The organism is Oribacterium sp. oral taxon 102 (assembly GCF_013394775.1).
Taxonomy (GTDB): domain Bacteria; phylum Bacillota; class Clostridia; order Lachnospirales; family Lachnospiraceae; genus Oribacterium.
Map to the genome: position 1 here is coordinate 1,840,727 of NZ_JABXYT010000001.1, position 17,296 is coordinate 1,858,022.

Here is a 17,296-nt window from a genome sequence, read left to right on the forward strand (position 1 = left end):
CTCAGCCTTCCGTCAAAAAAGCACTCCGGTTCACCGGACTGATCTTCACATCCCGAAGCTCCGAGAGCGGCTCTCCATTCCCGTCATTCCGCCGGTAAACCGTGATCTGTCCGATCGTGAAGCAATTCGCAGACCGCTCGTAGGATACCCCCTCCGTGCCGCTCCCGAGCACCGCATAAAGCTCCTCCGTCCGGGCGCTCTGTCCTACAAGCAGCAGCTCCCGTTCCCCGAGAATACGGTTTCCCTCCGTCCCTGCCATTCCCAAAGGCGGCGCGGCAGCCGAATAGCGGAGCGCTATCCCCTTCTGCCCCGGCGCATTTTCGAAACGGCGCTCTCCGCCGTCACTCCCGCTCCGATACCCCAGCAGCACGCCGTCAGAATCGACTCTCACGTCCTCCGCATAGCGGAGCTCATCCTTCATCCATTCCACCGTCATCGAGAGCAGCAGCTCGCTGTTCGCCTGCAGGCTGATGCGCTCCAGCGAACGCTGTACAACCGCTGCACCGCCCGCCACCGCAGCCGACATCATCGACACGAGGAGCACCGTCGCGAGCAGCTCCGTCAGCGTGAAACCATGCGTATCGCTACAGCGCTTCTGTATTTTCCGAAAGCTCTCTCTCACCGAAGCCTCCCTCCTGCCCCTACCTGTACGTCTTTACCGTCGGAACGGGGATTCCGTCTCCCGCTGTCTGATTCGTATCGACCGTCACACTCCGCTCGAACTGCGCGGGACTGCCCTTCTCCGAAATGACAGGGCGCAGGCTCCCGTCGCTGTCCCGCCTGCTCACGCGGATCGTGTAGCTTTCCTTCCTCCCGCTGCCCTGCTCCAGCGTCTGCGCGCTGTTATAATATGCCGCGAGCTGCCGCCGGCTCCTCGTCAGCATCCGCTGCGCCGCCAAGACAGCGGTCACGAAGAGCAGCGCCCCCAGTGCGACGACCAACGTCGAAAGGAGCGCCTCTGCGATGCTCTCTCCGCTCTGCTCCTGCAGTTTCCTCCTCATAGCCTAGTCTGCCCTTCCTTTCCGGATCCTTCCCACGCCCCAGAGAAGGGATGTCAGCTTTTCCTCCACCGTCGTGGTCGTCGTGACGCGTACACCGGTTCCGTCCTCCTTCATTCCGCTCAGGTCATCCTCCGTGCGTTCGCTGACAATCCGTCTCTCCACGCGCTTCTCCGCGGGAATGGAGAGCTGCATGGTATAAGCATTCCTGCTTTTCACGAGCCCGCCGCCCGCATCCGGCTCCGTATTGCAGAGCTCCGTGACGGTAATGCCGCCGTCCCGCTCGAAGCGAAGCTTCGCCGCAGAAGAGAGCGCGGCATCCGCCGTGCCCGCGGCGCTCTCCCGAAGCAGGAGCAGAAGCTCCGTTTCCCCGCTGCGAAGACGCGCTGTCCCAAGCTCCGCTGCCCAGAGCCGTTCCGCCGCATCCTCCGAAAGATCCGGAAGATCCGTAAGCTCCGGCACTGCCTCATAGACAAGCGCTTCCTCCGCCTGTCCTCGCTGCACCATGCCGAGCTCCTTCCGATAGAGTGTGAGCGCCGCGTCCCCGAGGAAGCCCTCCTGCAGGCTCTCTGCGGTACTTCCTATGACGCGTTCCGGCGCGGTATAACTGTAGTGCAGTATGCTCTCCTCTGTCTCCGCTGTCTCCCCGGATGCATTCTGCCGGACGGCAGTGCGGATTGTCCGCACGGTGGTTCGCGTCTCCCGAAACAGAAGCTCCGTCTCCGAGAAGCATTCATTCAGATAGCGTGCGGCACTCCGCACGCTGTAGCAGCTCTGGTCGCTCGTCGAGATGCGCCGGATACGTCCTGCCGCAGTGCTCGCCGCCGTCAGTATCACAGAGGCACAGACCGCGCAAAGCACGAAAAACAGCAGCGCGATCGAGAGCGATGCTCCTGCCTCCGATATGCACTTTTCCCCGATTCGGGACAGCCCCCGCCGTATCTTCCTCATTTACCTGCTCTCCGCCGCATAGCTTTCCGCATAAGGATTCCTGCCCGTGCCGTTCTGCCCGTAGAGTACGCCGCTCGCCCAGGACTCCGCTGCGGTTTCCAGATCCGACCTCACGATCCCGGAGACGTCCGCGTTCGCGAGTCCGCCGCGCTTACCCGGCGCCGTGCCCTCCGCATAGGCAAGCCCCTCCTCCGTATCCGCGTCATAGAGCGTCTCATAGAAAATGACGTTCAGGCTGCATCGCACCGCCGCATTTTCCAAAGAGAGCTCTCCCTCCGGAAGCGAAGTATCGTAGCGCCGCCCGCGATCCGCGGAGAGCTCCACATTCTGTATCAGACAGCGATATCCCAGATCGTGAATCTGCTGCAGTATCTGCCGCGCGAGCCGATAATCCGCCGCCGTGAAGCTGATTCCGATCTCCCTTCGCACGACATCCTCGGTCGCCACCGGCTGCCGGAAGCTGAACTGAAAGCTCTCCGCCGCCTGAATGATCTCATTCAGCGCGTTTGCCTCCGCATTGAAATTGTTGTAGGTCGAAACATAGCCGCTGCCGCCGTCCCTGTTCGCAGCCATCTCCGCCCGCATCGCACGGATACGCTCCGCCCGGCTCTCCTCCGTCCCGATCTGCTGCTCCAGCTCCGTCGTATCTGCGGCGGCGATCCGCCTCTCCACCGGCTTTTTCACAAACTGATTGTAAAAAAGACAGAGCAGCACGACTGCCAGAAGCAGCATCAGCAGCTTTTCTCTCTTCGTAAAGGCTCTGCTCAGCATCTTACCTCCTGCTTATCTCGGATTATAGCCATTGTTCAGACTCGTGATCTCCGTGCTCTCCTCCGACGGGGTCTGTACATTCGCAGATTTCGTCGGGATCGGCGTCTGCGTCGGCTTCAGTGCAGCCTCTGCCGTGCGCTCTCCGCCGCGCTGTCCCTCCGGGGAGGCTGCCGCTGTCTCCGGTACGCGTACAGCCTGGTGCATAGCGGTGCTGTCCGTACCCGCCGTACTGCCTGCATTGTCCGCATGACGCTCCGCCTCCGACGGCACAGCAGCTGCGCGGCTCTCCCGCAGCACCGGCACATAGGCATTCTCTCCGTTCGCCCGCAGCGCCGCATCCAGTACGGCGTCATAGGAGGGCGTCCCCGCCGCCACCGCGTTCCTCACCTCCTCCTCTGTCCGGAAGCAGACGGTGATCTCCGCGGTGACATAACTGCCTCTGTCCTGCCGCACGCTCTCTGTCCCGAAGCGATCCTGCTCCACCGTTGCGGCGGTAGAGGCGGTCACATAGCTCACATACTCTGATTCCTCCAGACGTCCGAGGATCTCCGGCAGGCGCTCCCCGTCCGAGAGCCGCATCGTAATGCTAACGACATTGTCCGTAATGGAGATGCGCTGCACATCACCGCCACCGCCGATACGGGCGTCGATAACGTTCAGCATCGTGATGCGATCCTGCCGTGCTCTCTCCGTCTCGTTCAGGTAGCCGTTGCCGTAGTGGCTGTATTCCGCACGAACCTGCGCATAAACGCTGTTATCCTCCTGCAGCCTCTCCAGCTCCTGCTCTTTCGCATGGTACACTGCCTCCGCCTGATCCGCTCTCCGGAGCGGCTCTGCCACGAAATGCCGGCTGAAGAAGAAGAGGAAGCCCATAAAAAGCACGAAGACCAGAAGCGTGAACAGTGTCTCTCCCGTATGCCGGTTCTGATACAGAAGATTGATGCCCCGCTTCATCGGATATTTCTCTCTGCGCCTGATTCTTCTTTTATAACCCTTTGCTGCTGCCAAGTCCTCTTACCCCTCTTCCACCGGTATTTCCGCCGGGATGTCCCCGCTGTGATCCAACGGAAGGGTCACGCCATATGCCTGTGGCCCCTCCGCTGCCGCCCGCCGATACGGCTCCGGAACAGTTCCCATGAGCTCGGTCAGGAGACGCACCGGCAGGCTGATCTGCTCTGTCAGGGCGTGCAGCATCGGTTCGGCATTGACGCCTCCGCCGCAGCAGTAGAGCGCGTCGATCGTATTTTTCGGATTATTAAAGCTGTAGAAGTTCAGCACACGCATAAGCTGCACCGCATCTGCTTCGTACAGCTGCCGGAGCTCGTCCGAGCCGAGTATCCCGTCCTGATCCGCCTCGATGCGGAGCCGTACGATGTGGCTGTCCGAGCCGCTCCGCTCCGAGACCCTCTCCACTACATTCCGCCCGCCGGTTTCCAGCGTGCGGGTCGTCTCATACCAGCCCTCGCTGAAAAAGTGAATCCGCAGCGCCTGCTCTCCCATATCCAGCACCGCATAGTCCTGATCCATCGAAACGGCATTCGCTTCATTATAATGGCGGAGCAGCCGCTGATAGGCGAGCGGTTCCGGAATCAGTCCCAGCAGATTCAGCTTCGCGAACCTCTGCAGCTCCCTGTATCTGTCAATCAGCTGCTTCGACATCGCCGCCGCCTGTATGACGAGCGTGCGCTCCGTCCGCTGCAGCACCGAATAATCGTAATAATATTCGCCTGCCTCCTCCGCGATATAGTCGTGAAACTCATAGGGAAGATTCGTCCTAAGCTGATCGACCGTCATCAGCGGAAGCTCCAGCTTCCGGAGATAACAGACACTCAGCGGCACCGAAAAAACCGCGTTTCTGCACCGTATCCCATGCTTCTTCAGAATTTCCCGAAGGAATTCTCCCAGCGCTGCCCATGCCTGTATCACGCCGTTTTGCACGATATTCTCCGGCAGCGGCTCTAAGAAAAAATCCTGTACCGTGCCGCGGTTCACATAGCAGATCTTCACGCGGTAGTTCCCGATATCAATTCCGAGGCATTGGGATGGCTTCATATCGTTTCCTCTACTTTTCTAATTGAAAATGCAAAAGCTCCATGCGGGGCGTGTCTTAAAGTCCTCCCCGCTCCGGGATGCAAGCATCCCGTGGGGGCTGACTTTTCGCATTCTGCTTATGATTCAGATTGCTTCATCGCTTCGCGATTCCCGCAATCCCCCTCATTCCGCGCTCCCATGCCGCTACCGCGTCACTTCGCGCTCCATGCGGGGCGTGTCTTAAAGTCCTCCCCGCACCGGGATGCAAGCATCCCGTGGGGGCTGACTTTTGACACTGTGAATCATAATCCCCGCAGGTACCAGCCGACGAACTCCTGTCCGAAGAGAAGGGAGAGGACGAAGGCGAGAGAAATCGCAGGACCGAACGGGATTCGCCGCATCCTGAGGAGTCCTGCCATGGCGAGCCCCAGAAGACAGCTCAGAATCAGCGCAAAAAGCCCGGCTGCAGGCTTCAGGTACAGTCCCAGCAGAAAAAAAAGCTTCAGGTCTCCGCCGCCCAAGCTTTCTCTGCCGGACAGATGATCGAAGAGCAGCGAAAGCAGGAGCAGAGAGAGGAAGAGCCCGAAGCCGCCGAGCAGAGAGTACAGCAGCTCTTCCGGGAGCGTGGGGCAGATCCCCGGCGCGCCGGATGTGAATGGCAGAGTACAGAACCAGATCGCGAGCCCTGTCAGAATCGCCGCATCCGGAATCGTATAGCTTTTCAGGTCGATGAGGGACAGCTCCAGCAGTACAGCGCAGAGCGCCATATAGCGGAGGGTCAGGACGCTCTGCCCGAAGCGGAGATACAGAAGCAGATAAACCACGCCCAGCGCAAGCTCGCAATACAGGCTCTCCGCAGAGATCCGCTTTCCGCAATGCCGGCATCTCCCGCGAAGAAATAGATAGGACAGCACCGGTACGAGCTCCGGCGCGCCGAGAACATGTCCGCAGCAGCCGCAGCGTGAGCGTCCCCAAAGAACAGTCTCGCCCCTCACAGCGCGTACCGCCATGCAGTCCAGAAAGCTCCCGAATGCCGCACCGAGAAAAAAAGCGAGAGTGGAAAGATACAGAGTATACGCCGCTTCTATCGTCATTTCCATTCTCCTCCGCGCAATGTCCATATTAAAACACGGCGGATATTCCGCCGCCTGACAGGAACTTATACAAGTATATAACACCCATGCGGGAATTTCCAGCACTGCGACATGCGGTCGTCCTTCCGGAAAAGGCCCGCTTCCCGTGCAGGGAAACGAGCCTTGGTTCCTCAGGCGAACTTGTACGGTGCTACCATCTCCCGAAGCTTCTCCGCCTCGTTGGAAAGCTCGGAGGAAGCCGCCGCGCTCTGCTCGGAGGTAGAGGAATTGGTTTGCACGACGGAGGAAATCTGCGTCAGGCCGATATTGATCTGGTCGATCGCATCTGCCTGCTTCCCGGAGGCTGTTGAAATGCTGCTGATCATCTCACGCGTCTTGTCCGCATACTCCGCAACCCGGAGCAGCGCCTCCGCGGTCTCTGCCGCGATGCCTCTGCCCTTCTCCACCGCCTCTACCGAGGTCGTAATCAACGTTCCGGTGCTCTGCGCCGCCTCCGCCGACTTCTGCGCGAGATTCCGCACCTCGTCCGCCACGACGGCGAAGCCTTTTCCTGCCTCTCCGGCGCGCGCAGCCTCGATCGCCGCATTCAGCGCCAGAATATTGGTCTGGAACGCAATATTATCGATCATACCGATAACCGTCTGGATCTGCATGGAGGAATCGGCGATTTCGTCCATCGCATCCTTCAGGCTCAGCATCTCCCGATTGCTTGCCTCAATCGCACTTCTGGCATTTCCGGCGAAGGCGCTTGCCTCCTCCGCGGACTTCGCATTGTTCCGCACATCATCGTTAATCGCGTTCACCATTGAGGTCAGCTCCTCCAGAGAGGATGCCTGCTCCGAAGCGCCCTGCGCGAGTGCCTGTGCTGCATCGGCAATCTGTGAGGAGGAACCGGCAATCTGCTCTGTCGAGGTCTTCACCACCGAGAGCGACACGCCGAGACGATCCCGTATCTTCCGCATCGACAGGAGGAGATGCTGCAGCGAGCCGACATAATGCTTACGATTCTCGCTCTTTATCGCAAAGTTCCCGTCTGCCAGCGCATCCAGAAGATAATCGATATCCCGTATGATGAGCACCAGATGCTCCGCCATCTCCGTGAAGCGTGCTGCCATTTCTCCGATCTCATTGTTCGGATACTTAACCTCCGTGTCGATCTGATCCAGCTGAAAATTCTTGATGCTGTCCGCCAGCTTGGACAGAGGCTTCAGCGGTGCCATGCTCCTGCGGAGGAAGCGCACGCAGAGCACACCCATCAGCGCGATGCCGAACAGGCCGAAGACAATCACGAAAAGGATCGCACGAATCAGCGGCTTCTGCACCTCCGCATAGCTCACAACGAAGCCGGAATACCACTCCATGTCCGTTCCCTCGACGGTGACCGGAGTATAGCAGTACGCTGCCTCCTCCCCGAGCACCGGATCGTAGGAACGATCGATCACCTGGCTTTCTCCGTTTTTAATGCGGGAAATCTGCGCCTCTGCACCGCTGGGCTGCCCGGCGAGCTCCGGCTTCAGGCTGTTCATAACCGTCAGGTTCTTGGCATCCACAAAACTCTGATACCGCTTCTGAAAGCCGTTGCACTCATAGCAGAGACTGTTCAGGGAATCTGCCAGAATGTCACAGTTCGCCACACCGACGAACTCCCCGTTGACATAAATCGGCGCGCTCAGCGTGATCATCCAGATATTCGACCCGTCCGGCATCGTGTACTGATATGGCTCCGTGACATGAATCTTCTGCGTTTCCCTGGTGATCTGATAATACTCTCCAGACGAATAGCTATCGTAATCATTCGCCGTAGTCACCTCTGTCCCGCCGCCGAGATTGTAGGCGTAATAGGACAGTCCCCTCGGCGTGCTCGTGAAAAATGCATTCGGCTCAAAGGCGGCATAAGCGGAGTAGACCCTGCCCGAGTTCACCACGCTCATCAGCGTGCCGCGAATCATCGCACCGCCCTGCGCCTCTCCCATTATTCTGAAATTCGCGAAGGAATCCGCCATGGTTTCAGCGTAGACCTGCATCTCTCCGATGTATTTCTCCAGCGTCAGCGCGTTCGCCTCCGCCCCGGATGAAACCTGTTTTTTCAGCGTCGTCTTGATATTGGCATTAAAAAGCAGCGCAAAAACCACGCAAAGCACCGTTACCGCAAAGGCAGACAGGGCAACGATCGACACGGAGAGATCTGTGACAATGCTATGATACTTTTTCTTCGCGGTATCCCTCCCGCTTTTTTCTTTCCTCTTCATTTTCTGTTTCCTCCATGAAATGTACAGAAGTGCTGCATTTCTCTGTATTCTCAGACTGATCTGCCGGTGAGCACAGCCCATCGGCAGATCCCTCTCCTCCTGAAATCAGCGATTCCTTATATTCTTTTGTCAGCAAAGCAGCATCGATACTCCGGCTTTCGCTTTGCCTCACTGCAAAAAGCTTAATACTTCGACTCGTCAAAATGGAAGTCCTTCATCAGCTCCGCCGTCTCCGGTCTCCTGATGGGAGACTCCGCCGCCCTCTCCTCCGGATGCGGCACAGAGGGCGGATTGACGCGGGGCTCTGATTTCTTTGCTGCCTTCTCCGCATGCCTCGGCTCCTCAGGAGATTGCGCAGGCACTTGCCGAGCAGGACTGACCTTCTCCGTGTGTCTCAGTTCCCCCTGCTTTGGCTCTGCACTCTGCGAAGCTGTCCTCTCAGCAGGATTCGGAGACTGCATGGACATCCGCGGGGCAGGAGTAGCCTTCTTCGCGCAATTCGACTCCTCCTGCTCTGACGCCGCACTCTGCGAAGCTGTCATCCCGGCAGACTTCTCCGAGGACACAGGCTCTGTCTCGCTTCGGGCAGGCTCCGCTGTCGGAGGCACAAGGGCAGTTTCCGGAAGCGGTTCCGGAGCCTGCACCGAAAGACTCTCCGAAATCGCAGCATTCGTCTCTCCTCGGAGCTTAAAGAACGCCACGAGCTCATTCAGCTGACGCGCCTGTCTCGCCATTTCCTCGCTCGCTGCCGCACTCTCCTCCGAGGTCGCCGAATTTGTCTGCACGACGGAGGAGATCTGATCCAGTCCTGCCGTAAACTGTGCGATTCCCTTCGCCTCTTCATTGGAGGCATCCGAAATATTCCGGATCAGCCCATTGACATGCATGGCGCCGCCGGATACCGTGCGGAGCGCTTCCGCTGTTTTCTCCGTAATCTCTGCGCCGCGGCTGATCGCCTCCAGCGCTTCTCCGATCAGGTCGCTGGTATTCTGCGCCGCCTTTGCCGACTTCTGCGCGAGGTTGCCGACCTCGTCCGCTACGACAGCGAAGCCCTTGCCTGCCGCGCCCGCTCTCGCCGCCTCGATTGCCGCATTGAGAGAAAGGATATTGGTCTGGAAGGCAATGTCATCGATGGTCTTGATGATCTTGCCGATCTCATGGGACTTCTCGGTGATATCCTGCATAGCTCTGGAAAGCTCCTCCATCTTGCTGTTGCTGATATCCACCGCGTCTCTCGCCTGCGCGCTCAGCGCTGACGCCTGCTGCGCCGTTTTCGCCGTTTCCTGTACCTTTCCGGAGATCGTGTTCATTGATGCCGAAAGCTCCTCTATGGAAGACGCCTGCTGCATCGCGCCCTGCGAGAGCGCCTGCGCGCCGGAGCTGACCTGCCCCGCCCCGTCGTTCACCTTCTTCGCCGCGTCCCGGATATTCGAGATCATCCGGCTCAGCTGCTCTGAAATCGAATTCAGTGAGGCGAGCAGAGGCTGGTAGGCTCCAATATAGAGCTCCCCATCGCCCGGATGATCGATCGCGAAGTTTCCGCCGGACAGCTTGCCGAGCTTCTCGCCCAGATTTTCGATAATCTCCCGTACCCGGCGCTGCATCGCGTTGATGCTCCGCACCAGATCCCCGATATCATCATGGTACGGATAGTCCAGCTCGGCATCCAGCTCACCGCGCGACATCCTGTCTGCCGTGGAGGAAATCATCGTGAGCGGGCGAAGCGACTTCCGCACCACTGCCATCGTCAGAAGCAGGATCTCCAGAAGGATAACGAGCTCTGCCGCGGACAGCGTCCAGAAAAGCCGCATCTTGTCCGCATTGAACTCAGCAGCTTCAATCGATGCCTGCATCCACCATGTCTCGCTGCCCATCTGCACGGGCGTCAGACAGCGAACGTGATCGCCCATCAGCAGTTCGAACTGGCTGCCCTTCGACATCCCTTCCCTGACCTCCCTGCTGCTCTTCGCGGACATAAGATCCTCGATCCGCTTCAGCTCCGCGCTATCCGTCGTTGAGGAAACGATGGTGCCGCTCGAGCTGATGACATCGAAGAAAAGAGTCCGGTACTTCTCATTCTGCATGGCAGACAGACTGCCGAAGCTTCTGGGATCCAGATCGATGATCACAGCGCCGACAAACTGCTCCCAGTAGAAGATCGGATACACTGCGGTGACGATAGTCTGCCCGCTCAGCTTGCCGGTATAGGGGTCGGTATAGAACGGCTGCCGGGTTTCCTGCACCTTCCTGAAGTATCCGTCCTCCTCCCCGTAAATCGCGTAGTCGATGTTCCGGACGATTCCGTTCTTCGCATCATCCCTCGAGATATACGGCGCGTAATTCTCCAGATTCGACTGGAAGGCATTTTTCTCGAAGAAAACACCGCCACCGACGATATTCTCATTGCCCTCTATAGCGGAACGCAGTGTATTCAGGATGAGCTGCTCCTCCTGAAAGCGGATATCCGTGATCCGATGCGTATTGTCGACGAGGCTGTACGGGTTCGAGATGAAGATCTCGCTGTAGTCCTTTTTCCCATACATGATCTTCAGGCTGTTCTCAAGATTCCGCGTGATGCTCTCGTTCACCAGCGTGGTCTGCGCCAGCTTCTCCGCATTCGCATCCGAAATGCTGCAAAGCCCGTGGATCTTCTCTCTGCTGAACGCTCTTCCCGCAACAAATACGATCATCAGATTCAGGACAATGAATAGCGCCAGCGTCACAATGCCGAGAATGCCGGACAGCTTCGTGCTCAGGCTCCAGCTCCGATTCGTTCTGGGCTTCCTCTGCCTGATCCCTCTGTCAGATTTTCTGCTTCTGCTGTTTTGTCTCATCCTTATGGTCCTCCACATTAGACTATTATACTAATCGGCTTCTTTATCATTTTTATAAGTATATTTTTCAAGCAATAATTCAACGCTTCGCGCCTGCCACTGTGAACAGATATTCCTATCTGCCATGACAGCTTCCGAAGAACTTCGCCGCTCTGCCGCCATCTGCCGTGAAGCAATGCGAACACCGCGGGAGGGCTTGCCTTTTTCCGGCGGGAATGCTATGCTTCTCAGTATAGATTCTCGATGCTTATGGCAAAGAGGGATTCTCCATCCCTTATAGTATATAATAATAAGGTAGGAAATACTATGTCCGCACTCTACGGCAACGGCGTGAATCTCACAGAAAAGGTGCTCGACCTCCTCTGGACACGCCAGAATCTGACGGTAAATAACATTGCCAATGTCGATACGCCCGGCTTCAAGTCCCGCTTTCTGAGCTTCGAAAACGAGCTGCTCAACCGACTCGGCGCATCACGGCAGGATCAGCGAAGCATCGGCAGGATCATCGACTCTCAGCACGCGTCGCTTCACACGACCGCCAACGAATCCAGCCGTCTGGACGGCAACAATGTCGATATGGATCAGGAGCAGGTCGAGCTGGTCAAGACCGCATATGAATACCAGTATATGGTGAATTCTATTCACAATGATTTCAAGAGACTCCTCGCCGCAACGAAATCCTTTTGAGGCTTCCGTCCGGGAGACAGCAGGCAGATGACCGGCTGTCTCTCTTTTTATTTCAGGAAGCGACCGAATGCCGTTCCGCATTGTATGCCGCATAAGCGCGGCACCTCGCCGCTTTGCATCTCTCGTACCTGTTGTCCCCGTCATGCGGGCAAATGCTCCCTGCAGGCAATCCTATATCGCATTTTCCCGCATGACGGGGGCTTATGCAGTATTTATCGGAATATACTTATGTTTTGCCGTCTTTATGCCGATATTGCTTTTAGACGTTCGGTAGCAGAATGCAAATTTATAAAAAGGGTGGTAAAACCATGGATAGTAATATGGAAGGTATGCTGGATACCTACTTGCTGGAGACAGATTCCCTGCTGGACAAGCTGGACGAAATGCTGATCGCCGACGAGAAGGTCGGGGATTTTTCTACGGATGATGTCAATGAGATCTTCCGGATCATGCACACGATCAAGGGTTCCTCCGCAATGATGGAATTCGAATCGATCTCCACCATCGCGCACCACATCGAGGATCTGTTCTTCGTCATACGGGACAAGGGCATCGACTTCCTGACACCGGCGCAGAAGGCGGATCTCTTTGATCTTATGTTTAAATCCGAGGACTATCTCCGCGGCGAGATCGAGAAGGTAAAGAGCGGCACGCCTCTGAACCCGGACATTGCGGACTTCGCAGCAACGATCAACGCCTTCCTCGCTCGGCTGAACGGCGAGGAAGAGCTGTCAGCAGAGTCTGCCGGAGCAGCTTCTCCCGCGTCCGTGCCCGTATCCGATATGCTGAGCGGTGCAAGCCCCGCCCTGCCGGAGGATCCGACGGCGAGGAAATTCTTCCATATCTTCCTCGAGGAGGGGATCGGCATGGAGAATCTGCGCGCCTATATGATCCTCAACGCCGTCCGGGAATGCGGTATCGATTTCCGCTGCTATCCGGCAGATCTCGACAAGAATCCGAATACCGCACAATATGTCATCGACAACGGCTTCTTCCTCGCTTTCGATACAGAGGAGGCTGCACACAATGCGGAGAAGATTATCCAGAATCAGGGACACATCCGTTCCTATGAGCTGATCGACGTGAAGAGGGAGGATGCGCCGTCCCCGGCGACGAATGCCGAGACTGCGCAGGACAGCTCCTCTTCTTCCCAGAAGCCCGCGCCCTCCGTGAAGGCAGCCGCACCGGCACAGCCCGCCCAGAAGAGCTCGGCTCCGATCAAGCAAAGCCTGATCAGCGTGAACCTTCAGAAGCTGGACAGCCTGAACGATCTGGTCGGAGAAATCGTTATTACCGAGTCCATGGTGACCTCCAGCCCTGTCCTCCAGCTGCTCCCGCAGGAGAGTCTGGATAACTTCATGAAGTCCGCACGCCAGCTCCGCAAACTCACGGATGACCTGCAGGATATTACGATGTCCCTCCGGATGGTTTCCATCTCCGGCGTATTCCAGAAGATGAACCGTATCGTCCGCGATATGAAGCAGAAGCTCGGCAAGGATGTCCGTCTGACCATCATCGGTGAGGACACCGAGGTCGACAAGACCATCGTGGACAGCATTCAGGATCCGATCATGCATATCGTGCGGAACAGCATGGATCACGGCATCGAGGAGAGCAGCGCGGAGCGTGTCGCAGCCGGCAAGGATCCGCAGGGCGAGCTGATCCTCTCCGCCGAGCATACCAGCAGCGAGGTCGTGATCACCATTTCCGACGACGGCTACGGCATGGATCCGGAGAAGCTTCTGGACAAGGCGGAGGATAAGGGTCTTCTGACGAAGCCCCGTTCCGAATACAGCCGGAAAGAGGCGCTCCAGCTCATCATGCTCCCCGGCTTCTCCACCAATAAGGCGGTGACGGAGTTCTCCGGACGCGGTGTCGGGATGGACGTCGTCAAGAAGAATCTCGAGGCGGTCGGCGGCTCTCTCAGCATTTCCAGTGAGCAGGGCGCAGGAAGCACCTTCACCATGAAGATCCCTCTGACCCTCGCGATCATGGACGGTATGAAGGTTCTCGTCGGAGACACCATCTTCACTATTCCGATCGCCAATATCCGCCAGTCCTTCAAGGTCGATAATGCGGAGATCATCCGGGACGAAAATGGCAGCGAAATGATAGAGAGGCTGGATTCCTTCTATCCGATCGTCCGTCTGAACGACTTCTATCATATCGAGGGAAAGTATACCGACCTGCAGGACGGCGTCCTGATCTGGGTCGAGGCGGCGGATCGCTCCTACTGCCTCTTCGTGGATGATCTGATCGGCGAGCAGCAGGTCGTCGTGAAGCCGCTCCCGCCATATTTCAATTCCTTCAATCTGAAGGACTGCGGCATCAACGGCTGCTCAATACTGGGCGACGGAAACATTTGCATCATCCTCGATGTTCTGGGACTCTACTCTCAGGCGATCGAAACCATCTGACGAGGGGACTACGGAGGAAAATATGGCAGAGAATTATATAGAGCAGACAGAAACACTTGCCAAGGACAGACCGCAGGAGGACAGCAGCTCGATCGAGCGCTGTCTGACCTTCGAGTCCGGCGGGCTGGTTATGTATATGAGCACCGACTATGTCATTGAGATCATCAACGGGCATTCCATCACGACGCTCCCGATGGTTCCCGGCTATGTCAAGGGCATCATCAATCTGAGAGGCTCCATCCTCCCCGTGATCGACATCCGCCTCCTCATGGGAAAGGAGGCGGCGGACTACACCAGCAAAACCTGCATTATCGTGGTTTCCATCCACTCGATCACACTCGGAATCGTCGTGGACAAGGTACGACAGGTGATCGATATCGACCTCTCCGAGGTACAGCCGATCCCGCTCCGGAACCGCCAGAAGCTGACCAACGGAATGCTGACGCTGGACAGCGGCGAGGTCGCTATGTCCTTCGACGCGGCGGCGCTCGTCGAATCCCCATTGGAGTGATATGCAGGAATTAACGAACGAGGATTTCGAGCGGCTTTACCGCTATGTGCAGGAACGCTTCGGCATCGATCTGCACAAAAAAAAGCAATTGATCGCGAGCCGCCTGCATTCAACGCTTCAGGCAGAGGGCTATGAGAGCTTCCATCATTATGTAGAGGACATCCTTTCCGGCAAGCGGCGGGAGCTGATCGAGCCGATGCTGAATAAGCTCACCACGAACTATACCTACTTCATGCGGGAGGAGCAGCACTTTCAGTTTTTTCAGGATACGGTGATCCCGGAGCTCGTACAGCGGCACAGGAAGGATCATGTCCTCTCGATCTGGAGCGCGGGCTGCTCCTCCGGTGAAGAGCCCTACACGGTTTCGATGTATCTCCTGGAATATTTCCGGAAGCTCGGCGGGCGCTGGGACACCCGGATCCTCGCGACGGATATCTCACAGCGCGCCCTGATGGCGGCGATGAACCCCAGCTATCCTGCCGAGAGCCTCCAGCGGCTCCCTGAGGACTGGAAAAAACGCTACTTCTCACGGAAGCCGGACGGAAGCTACACCGTCTCGGAGGAGCTGAAGAAAAATGTGATCTTCCGTCCCTTCAACCTGATGGAGCCGATCCGCTTCAAGCTGTCCTTCGACCTGATCTTCTGCCGGAATGTCATGATCTATTTCGATCAGCCGACAAAGGACGCGCTGATCCGGCGTTTCTATCAGGCGAGCAATCCCGGCGCATATCTGCTGATCGGTCACTCCGAGGGGATCAACAAGGCAGCCAGCTCCTACCGCTGTCTGCGTCCCTCGGTCTACCAGAAGCCGATCGCCGAATAATCTCCTTCCCATTCATAACTGTTCTTAGTCGATAATTTGTGTTATTCTATCGAGTAAGAACAGTTAAGCTTTTTTCGCATCCATCAATAAGAAGGGAGGAAGCTGCGATATGCATGAATACAGGATTTCCCCCTCTCCCCCGCACGGCGAGCCGCTGATCGCTATCGGCGCTTCCACGGGAGGTACCGAGGCAATCCTCGCCGTAGTGCAGAATCTGCCCGCCGACATGCCGGGCATCGTCGTGACCCAGCATATGCCCGCAGGCTTCACGGAAATGTATGCCGAACGGCTGAACCGACTCTGTCAGATGGAGGTCAGAGAGGCGAAGAACGGCGACCGGCTGCATCGAGGGCTGATCCTGATCGCTCCGGGCGATTACCAGATGCGGGTCGTGAATATCGGCGGGGAATACTCCGTCAGCTGCCGGAAGGAGGCAAAGGTCAGCGGTCACTGTCCCTCTGTCAACGTGCTCTTCGACTCCGTTGCATCCTCTGTAGGACGAAGCGCCATCGGCGTGCTGCTGACCGGAATGGGTGCCGACGGTGCGGCAGGACTGCTCCGGATGCGGCAGAGCGGCGCCTACACGATCGGCCAGGATGAAGCCTCCTCCGTGGTCTACGGAATGCCGATGGAGGCTTACAAACTCGGCGCGGTGCAGCAGCAGGCAGCTCTCCGGGATATCCCGGATATCCTGCTGCACCATGTCGCGCCATATCGTGCGGCACGATGAAACAGACAAGCTTCCCGTATGTCACAGGGGAAGTCCCGTATCAGCCCCGCACGGGGATTTTGAAAGATACCATGAGTGATAAAGCGCTTCTTTTCGGCGCTGCCGCGGCACTGAGCTCTCTCGTGCTGTGCAGCTCCGCTCTTGCATACAGACATTTTGAATACCGGAACCTGCTGGAAAGCCGCGCGGCGGCTGCACAGACCTCCGCCGCTTCCCCGGAGGCTCCGGCAGTGCTGTCTCTTCCCGACACAGTACCGATCCCGGCAGACGGGAGCGAAGGCGGCGGAAAAGCGGCAGAGGCAGCCTCAAAGGAGGACACTGTAAGCACGGAGACAGAAAGCGACGAAGCCATCCCGGAGACGGAAATTACAGAGAACGAGACAAGTCCGCAGGATGAAGCGGTCACTTCCCCCGCGACGGAGACCTCTCCCGATGCCTCCTTCCCCGAAGGCAGCAGAGAAGAGAGGAATACAGTGGGAAGCGAGGCTTCCGCCGAAACGCTGCCTCCTCTCCCGGAGATCCAATATGCCTCCTTCTCCTACAACGACTACAATGTCCTGCTGGATACCTCAATCGGTACAATGATGTACTACAATCAGCATGACAGCCACTGGGGGAGCTATCTCTACGGCGGAAAAGACCCGATGACCTCCTACGGCTGCGGCCCCACGACCGCCGCCATGCTCGTCAATGCCTTCGGCAATGTCAGGGGCGTCATTACTCCCGTCGAGATGGCGGACTGGTCCGCAAACTACGGCTACTACGCCCCGCACAGCGGCTCCTATCACGATTATATTCCCGCCGTGCTCTCCGCCTTCGACCTGATGGTCGATTCAGTGCAGGATCGAAGCGTGGAAAATGTCTCCTCTCTCCTCTCGAGCGGACATGTCCTCGTCGCTCTGATGGGAAGGGGCGCACTCACAAATGGAGGTCACTTCATCATCATCACAAAACGGAATCCGAACGGAACGGTTCGGATCGCGGATCCCAACAGCTTCGAGAATTCCTCGAAGGAATGGTCCCTCGGGCAGCTGATGAATGAGCTCAAGAAGAACTATGACGCAGGCGGCCCGCTCTGGTCTGTCCGTCCGCTCAGCCCCTGAGCCACGAACGTAACACTGCTCAAATCGGAGGAGACTGCACGCCCACATCACAGGAGTTAAAAAAGCATTCCCCCCCGTCCGGATGGGAATGCTTTTT

At 57.5% G+C, this 17,296-nt stretch carries 15 protein-coding genes; 6 read left to right on the forward strand and 9 right to left on the reverse strand.

Annotation, left to right across the window (positions count from 1 at the left end; translation table 11 throughout):
• Position 1 precedes the first annotated feature (1 nt).
• From HW273_RS08305 to HW273_RS08345, 9 genes are all read right to left on the reverse strand, one after another.
• Positions 2-622 (reverse strand): prepilin-type N-terminal cleavage/methylation domain-containing protein, encoded by a 621-nt coding sequence (locus HW273_RS08305; protein ID WP_179011410.1) that lies wholly within the window; start codon positions 620-622, stop codon positions 2-4.
• 19 nt (positions 623-641) lie between these two features.
• Positions 642-1,001, reverse strand: a complete 360-nt coding sequence (locus HW273_RS08310; RefSeq protein WP_179011412.1) for a hypothetical protein — start codon at positions 999-1,001, stop codon at positions 642-644.
• 3 nt (positions 1,002-1,004) lie between these two features.
• Positions 1,005-1,949, reverse strand: a complete 945-nt coding sequence (locus HW273_RS08315; RefSeq protein WP_179011414.1) for a hypothetical protein — start codon at positions 1,947-1,949, stop codon at positions 1,005-1,007.
• Positions 1,950-2,720: a hypothetical protein gene (locus tag HW273_RS08320; RefSeq protein ID WP_179011416.1), complete on the reverse strand. Its 771-nt coding sequence runs from the start codon at positions 2,718-2,720 to the stop codon at positions 1,950-1,952.
• Positions 2,721-2,732: 12 nt separating this feature from the next.
• A complete protein-coding gene (locus HW273_RS08325) occupies positions 2,733-3,674 on the reverse strand; it encodes a hypothetical protein (protein ID WP_179011418.1) in 942 nt (313 codons plus the stop codon).
• 60 nt (positions 3,675-3,734) lie between these two features.
• Positions 3,735-4,772: a pilus assembly protein PilM gene (gene pilM, locus HW273_RS08330; protein ID WP_179011420.1), complete on the reverse strand. Its 1,038-nt coding sequence runs from the start codon at positions 4,770-4,772 to the stop codon at positions 3,735-3,737.
• 281 nt (positions 4,773-5,053) lie between these two features.
• The gene (locus HW273_RS08335) at positions 5,054-5,845 is read right to left on the reverse strand and encodes a prepilin peptidase (RefSeq protein WP_179011422.1); all 792 of its coding nucleotides are present in this window, start codon (positions 5,843-5,845) and stop codon (positions 5,054-5,056) included.
• A gap of 170 nt (positions 5,846-6,015) precedes the next feature.
• Entirely contained in the window at positions 6,016-8,094 is a 2,079-nt protein-coding gene (locus HW273_RS08340) for a methyl-accepting chemotaxis protein (protein ID WP_179011424.1), read from the reverse strand.
• A 182-nt stretch (positions 8,095-8,276) separates the two neighbouring features.
• Positions 8,277-10,928: a methyl-accepting chemotaxis protein gene (locus HW273_RS08345; RefSeq protein ID WP_179011426.1), complete on the reverse strand. Its 2,652-nt coding sequence runs from the start codon at positions 10,926-10,928 to the stop codon at positions 8,277-8,279.
• A gap of 306 nt (positions 10,929-11,234) precedes the next feature.
• Here HW273_RS08345 and flgB point away from each other — a divergent pair, with 306 nt between their 5' ends.
• From flgB to HW273_RS08375, 6 genes are all read left to right on the forward strand, one after another.
• Positions 11,235-11,615, forward strand: coding sequence for a flagellar basal body rod protein FlgB (flgB, locus tag HW273_RS08350; RefSeq protein ID WP_179011428.1), 381 nt, complete (start codon positions 11,235-11,237; stop codon positions 11,613-11,615).
• A 308-nt stretch (positions 11,616-11,923) separates the two neighbouring features.
• The gene (locus tag HW273_RS08355) at positions 11,924-14,032 is read left to right on the forward strand and encodes a chemotaxis protein CheA (RefSeq protein ID WP_179011430.1); all 2,109 of its coding nucleotides are present in this window, start codon (positions 11,924-11,926) and stop codon (positions 14,030-14,032) included.
• Between the two features lie 22 nt (positions 14,033-14,054).
• Positions 14,055-14,543 (forward strand): chemotaxis protein CheW, encoded by a 489-nt coding sequence (locus tag HW273_RS08360; RefSeq protein WP_179011432.1) that lies wholly within the window; start codon positions 14,055-14,057, stop codon positions 14,541-14,543.
• Between the two features lies 1 nt (position 14,544).
• On the forward strand, positions 14,545-15,366 hold the full coding sequence (locus HW273_RS08365; protein WP_179011434.1) for a CheR family methyltransferase: 822 nt from the start codon (positions 14,545-14,547) through the stop codon (positions 15,364-15,366).
• A 109-nt stretch (positions 15,367-15,475) separates the two neighbouring features.
• Positions 15,476-16,096 carry a CheB methylesterase domain-containing protein gene (locus HW273_RS08370; protein ID WP_179011436.1) on the forward strand — a complete coding sequence of 207 codons (621 nt, stop codon included), beginning with the start codon at positions 15,476-15,478 and terminating at the stop codon, positions 16,094-16,096.
• A gap of 71 nt (positions 16,097-16,167) precedes the next feature.
• Positions 16,168-17,199 carry a C39 family peptidase gene (locus tag HW273_RS08375; RefSeq protein WP_243206771.1) on the forward strand — a complete coding sequence of 344 codons (1,032 nt, stop codon included), beginning with the start codon at positions 16,168-16,170 and terminating at the stop codon, positions 17,197-17,199.
• Positions 17,200-17,296: the final 97 nt, after the last annotated feature.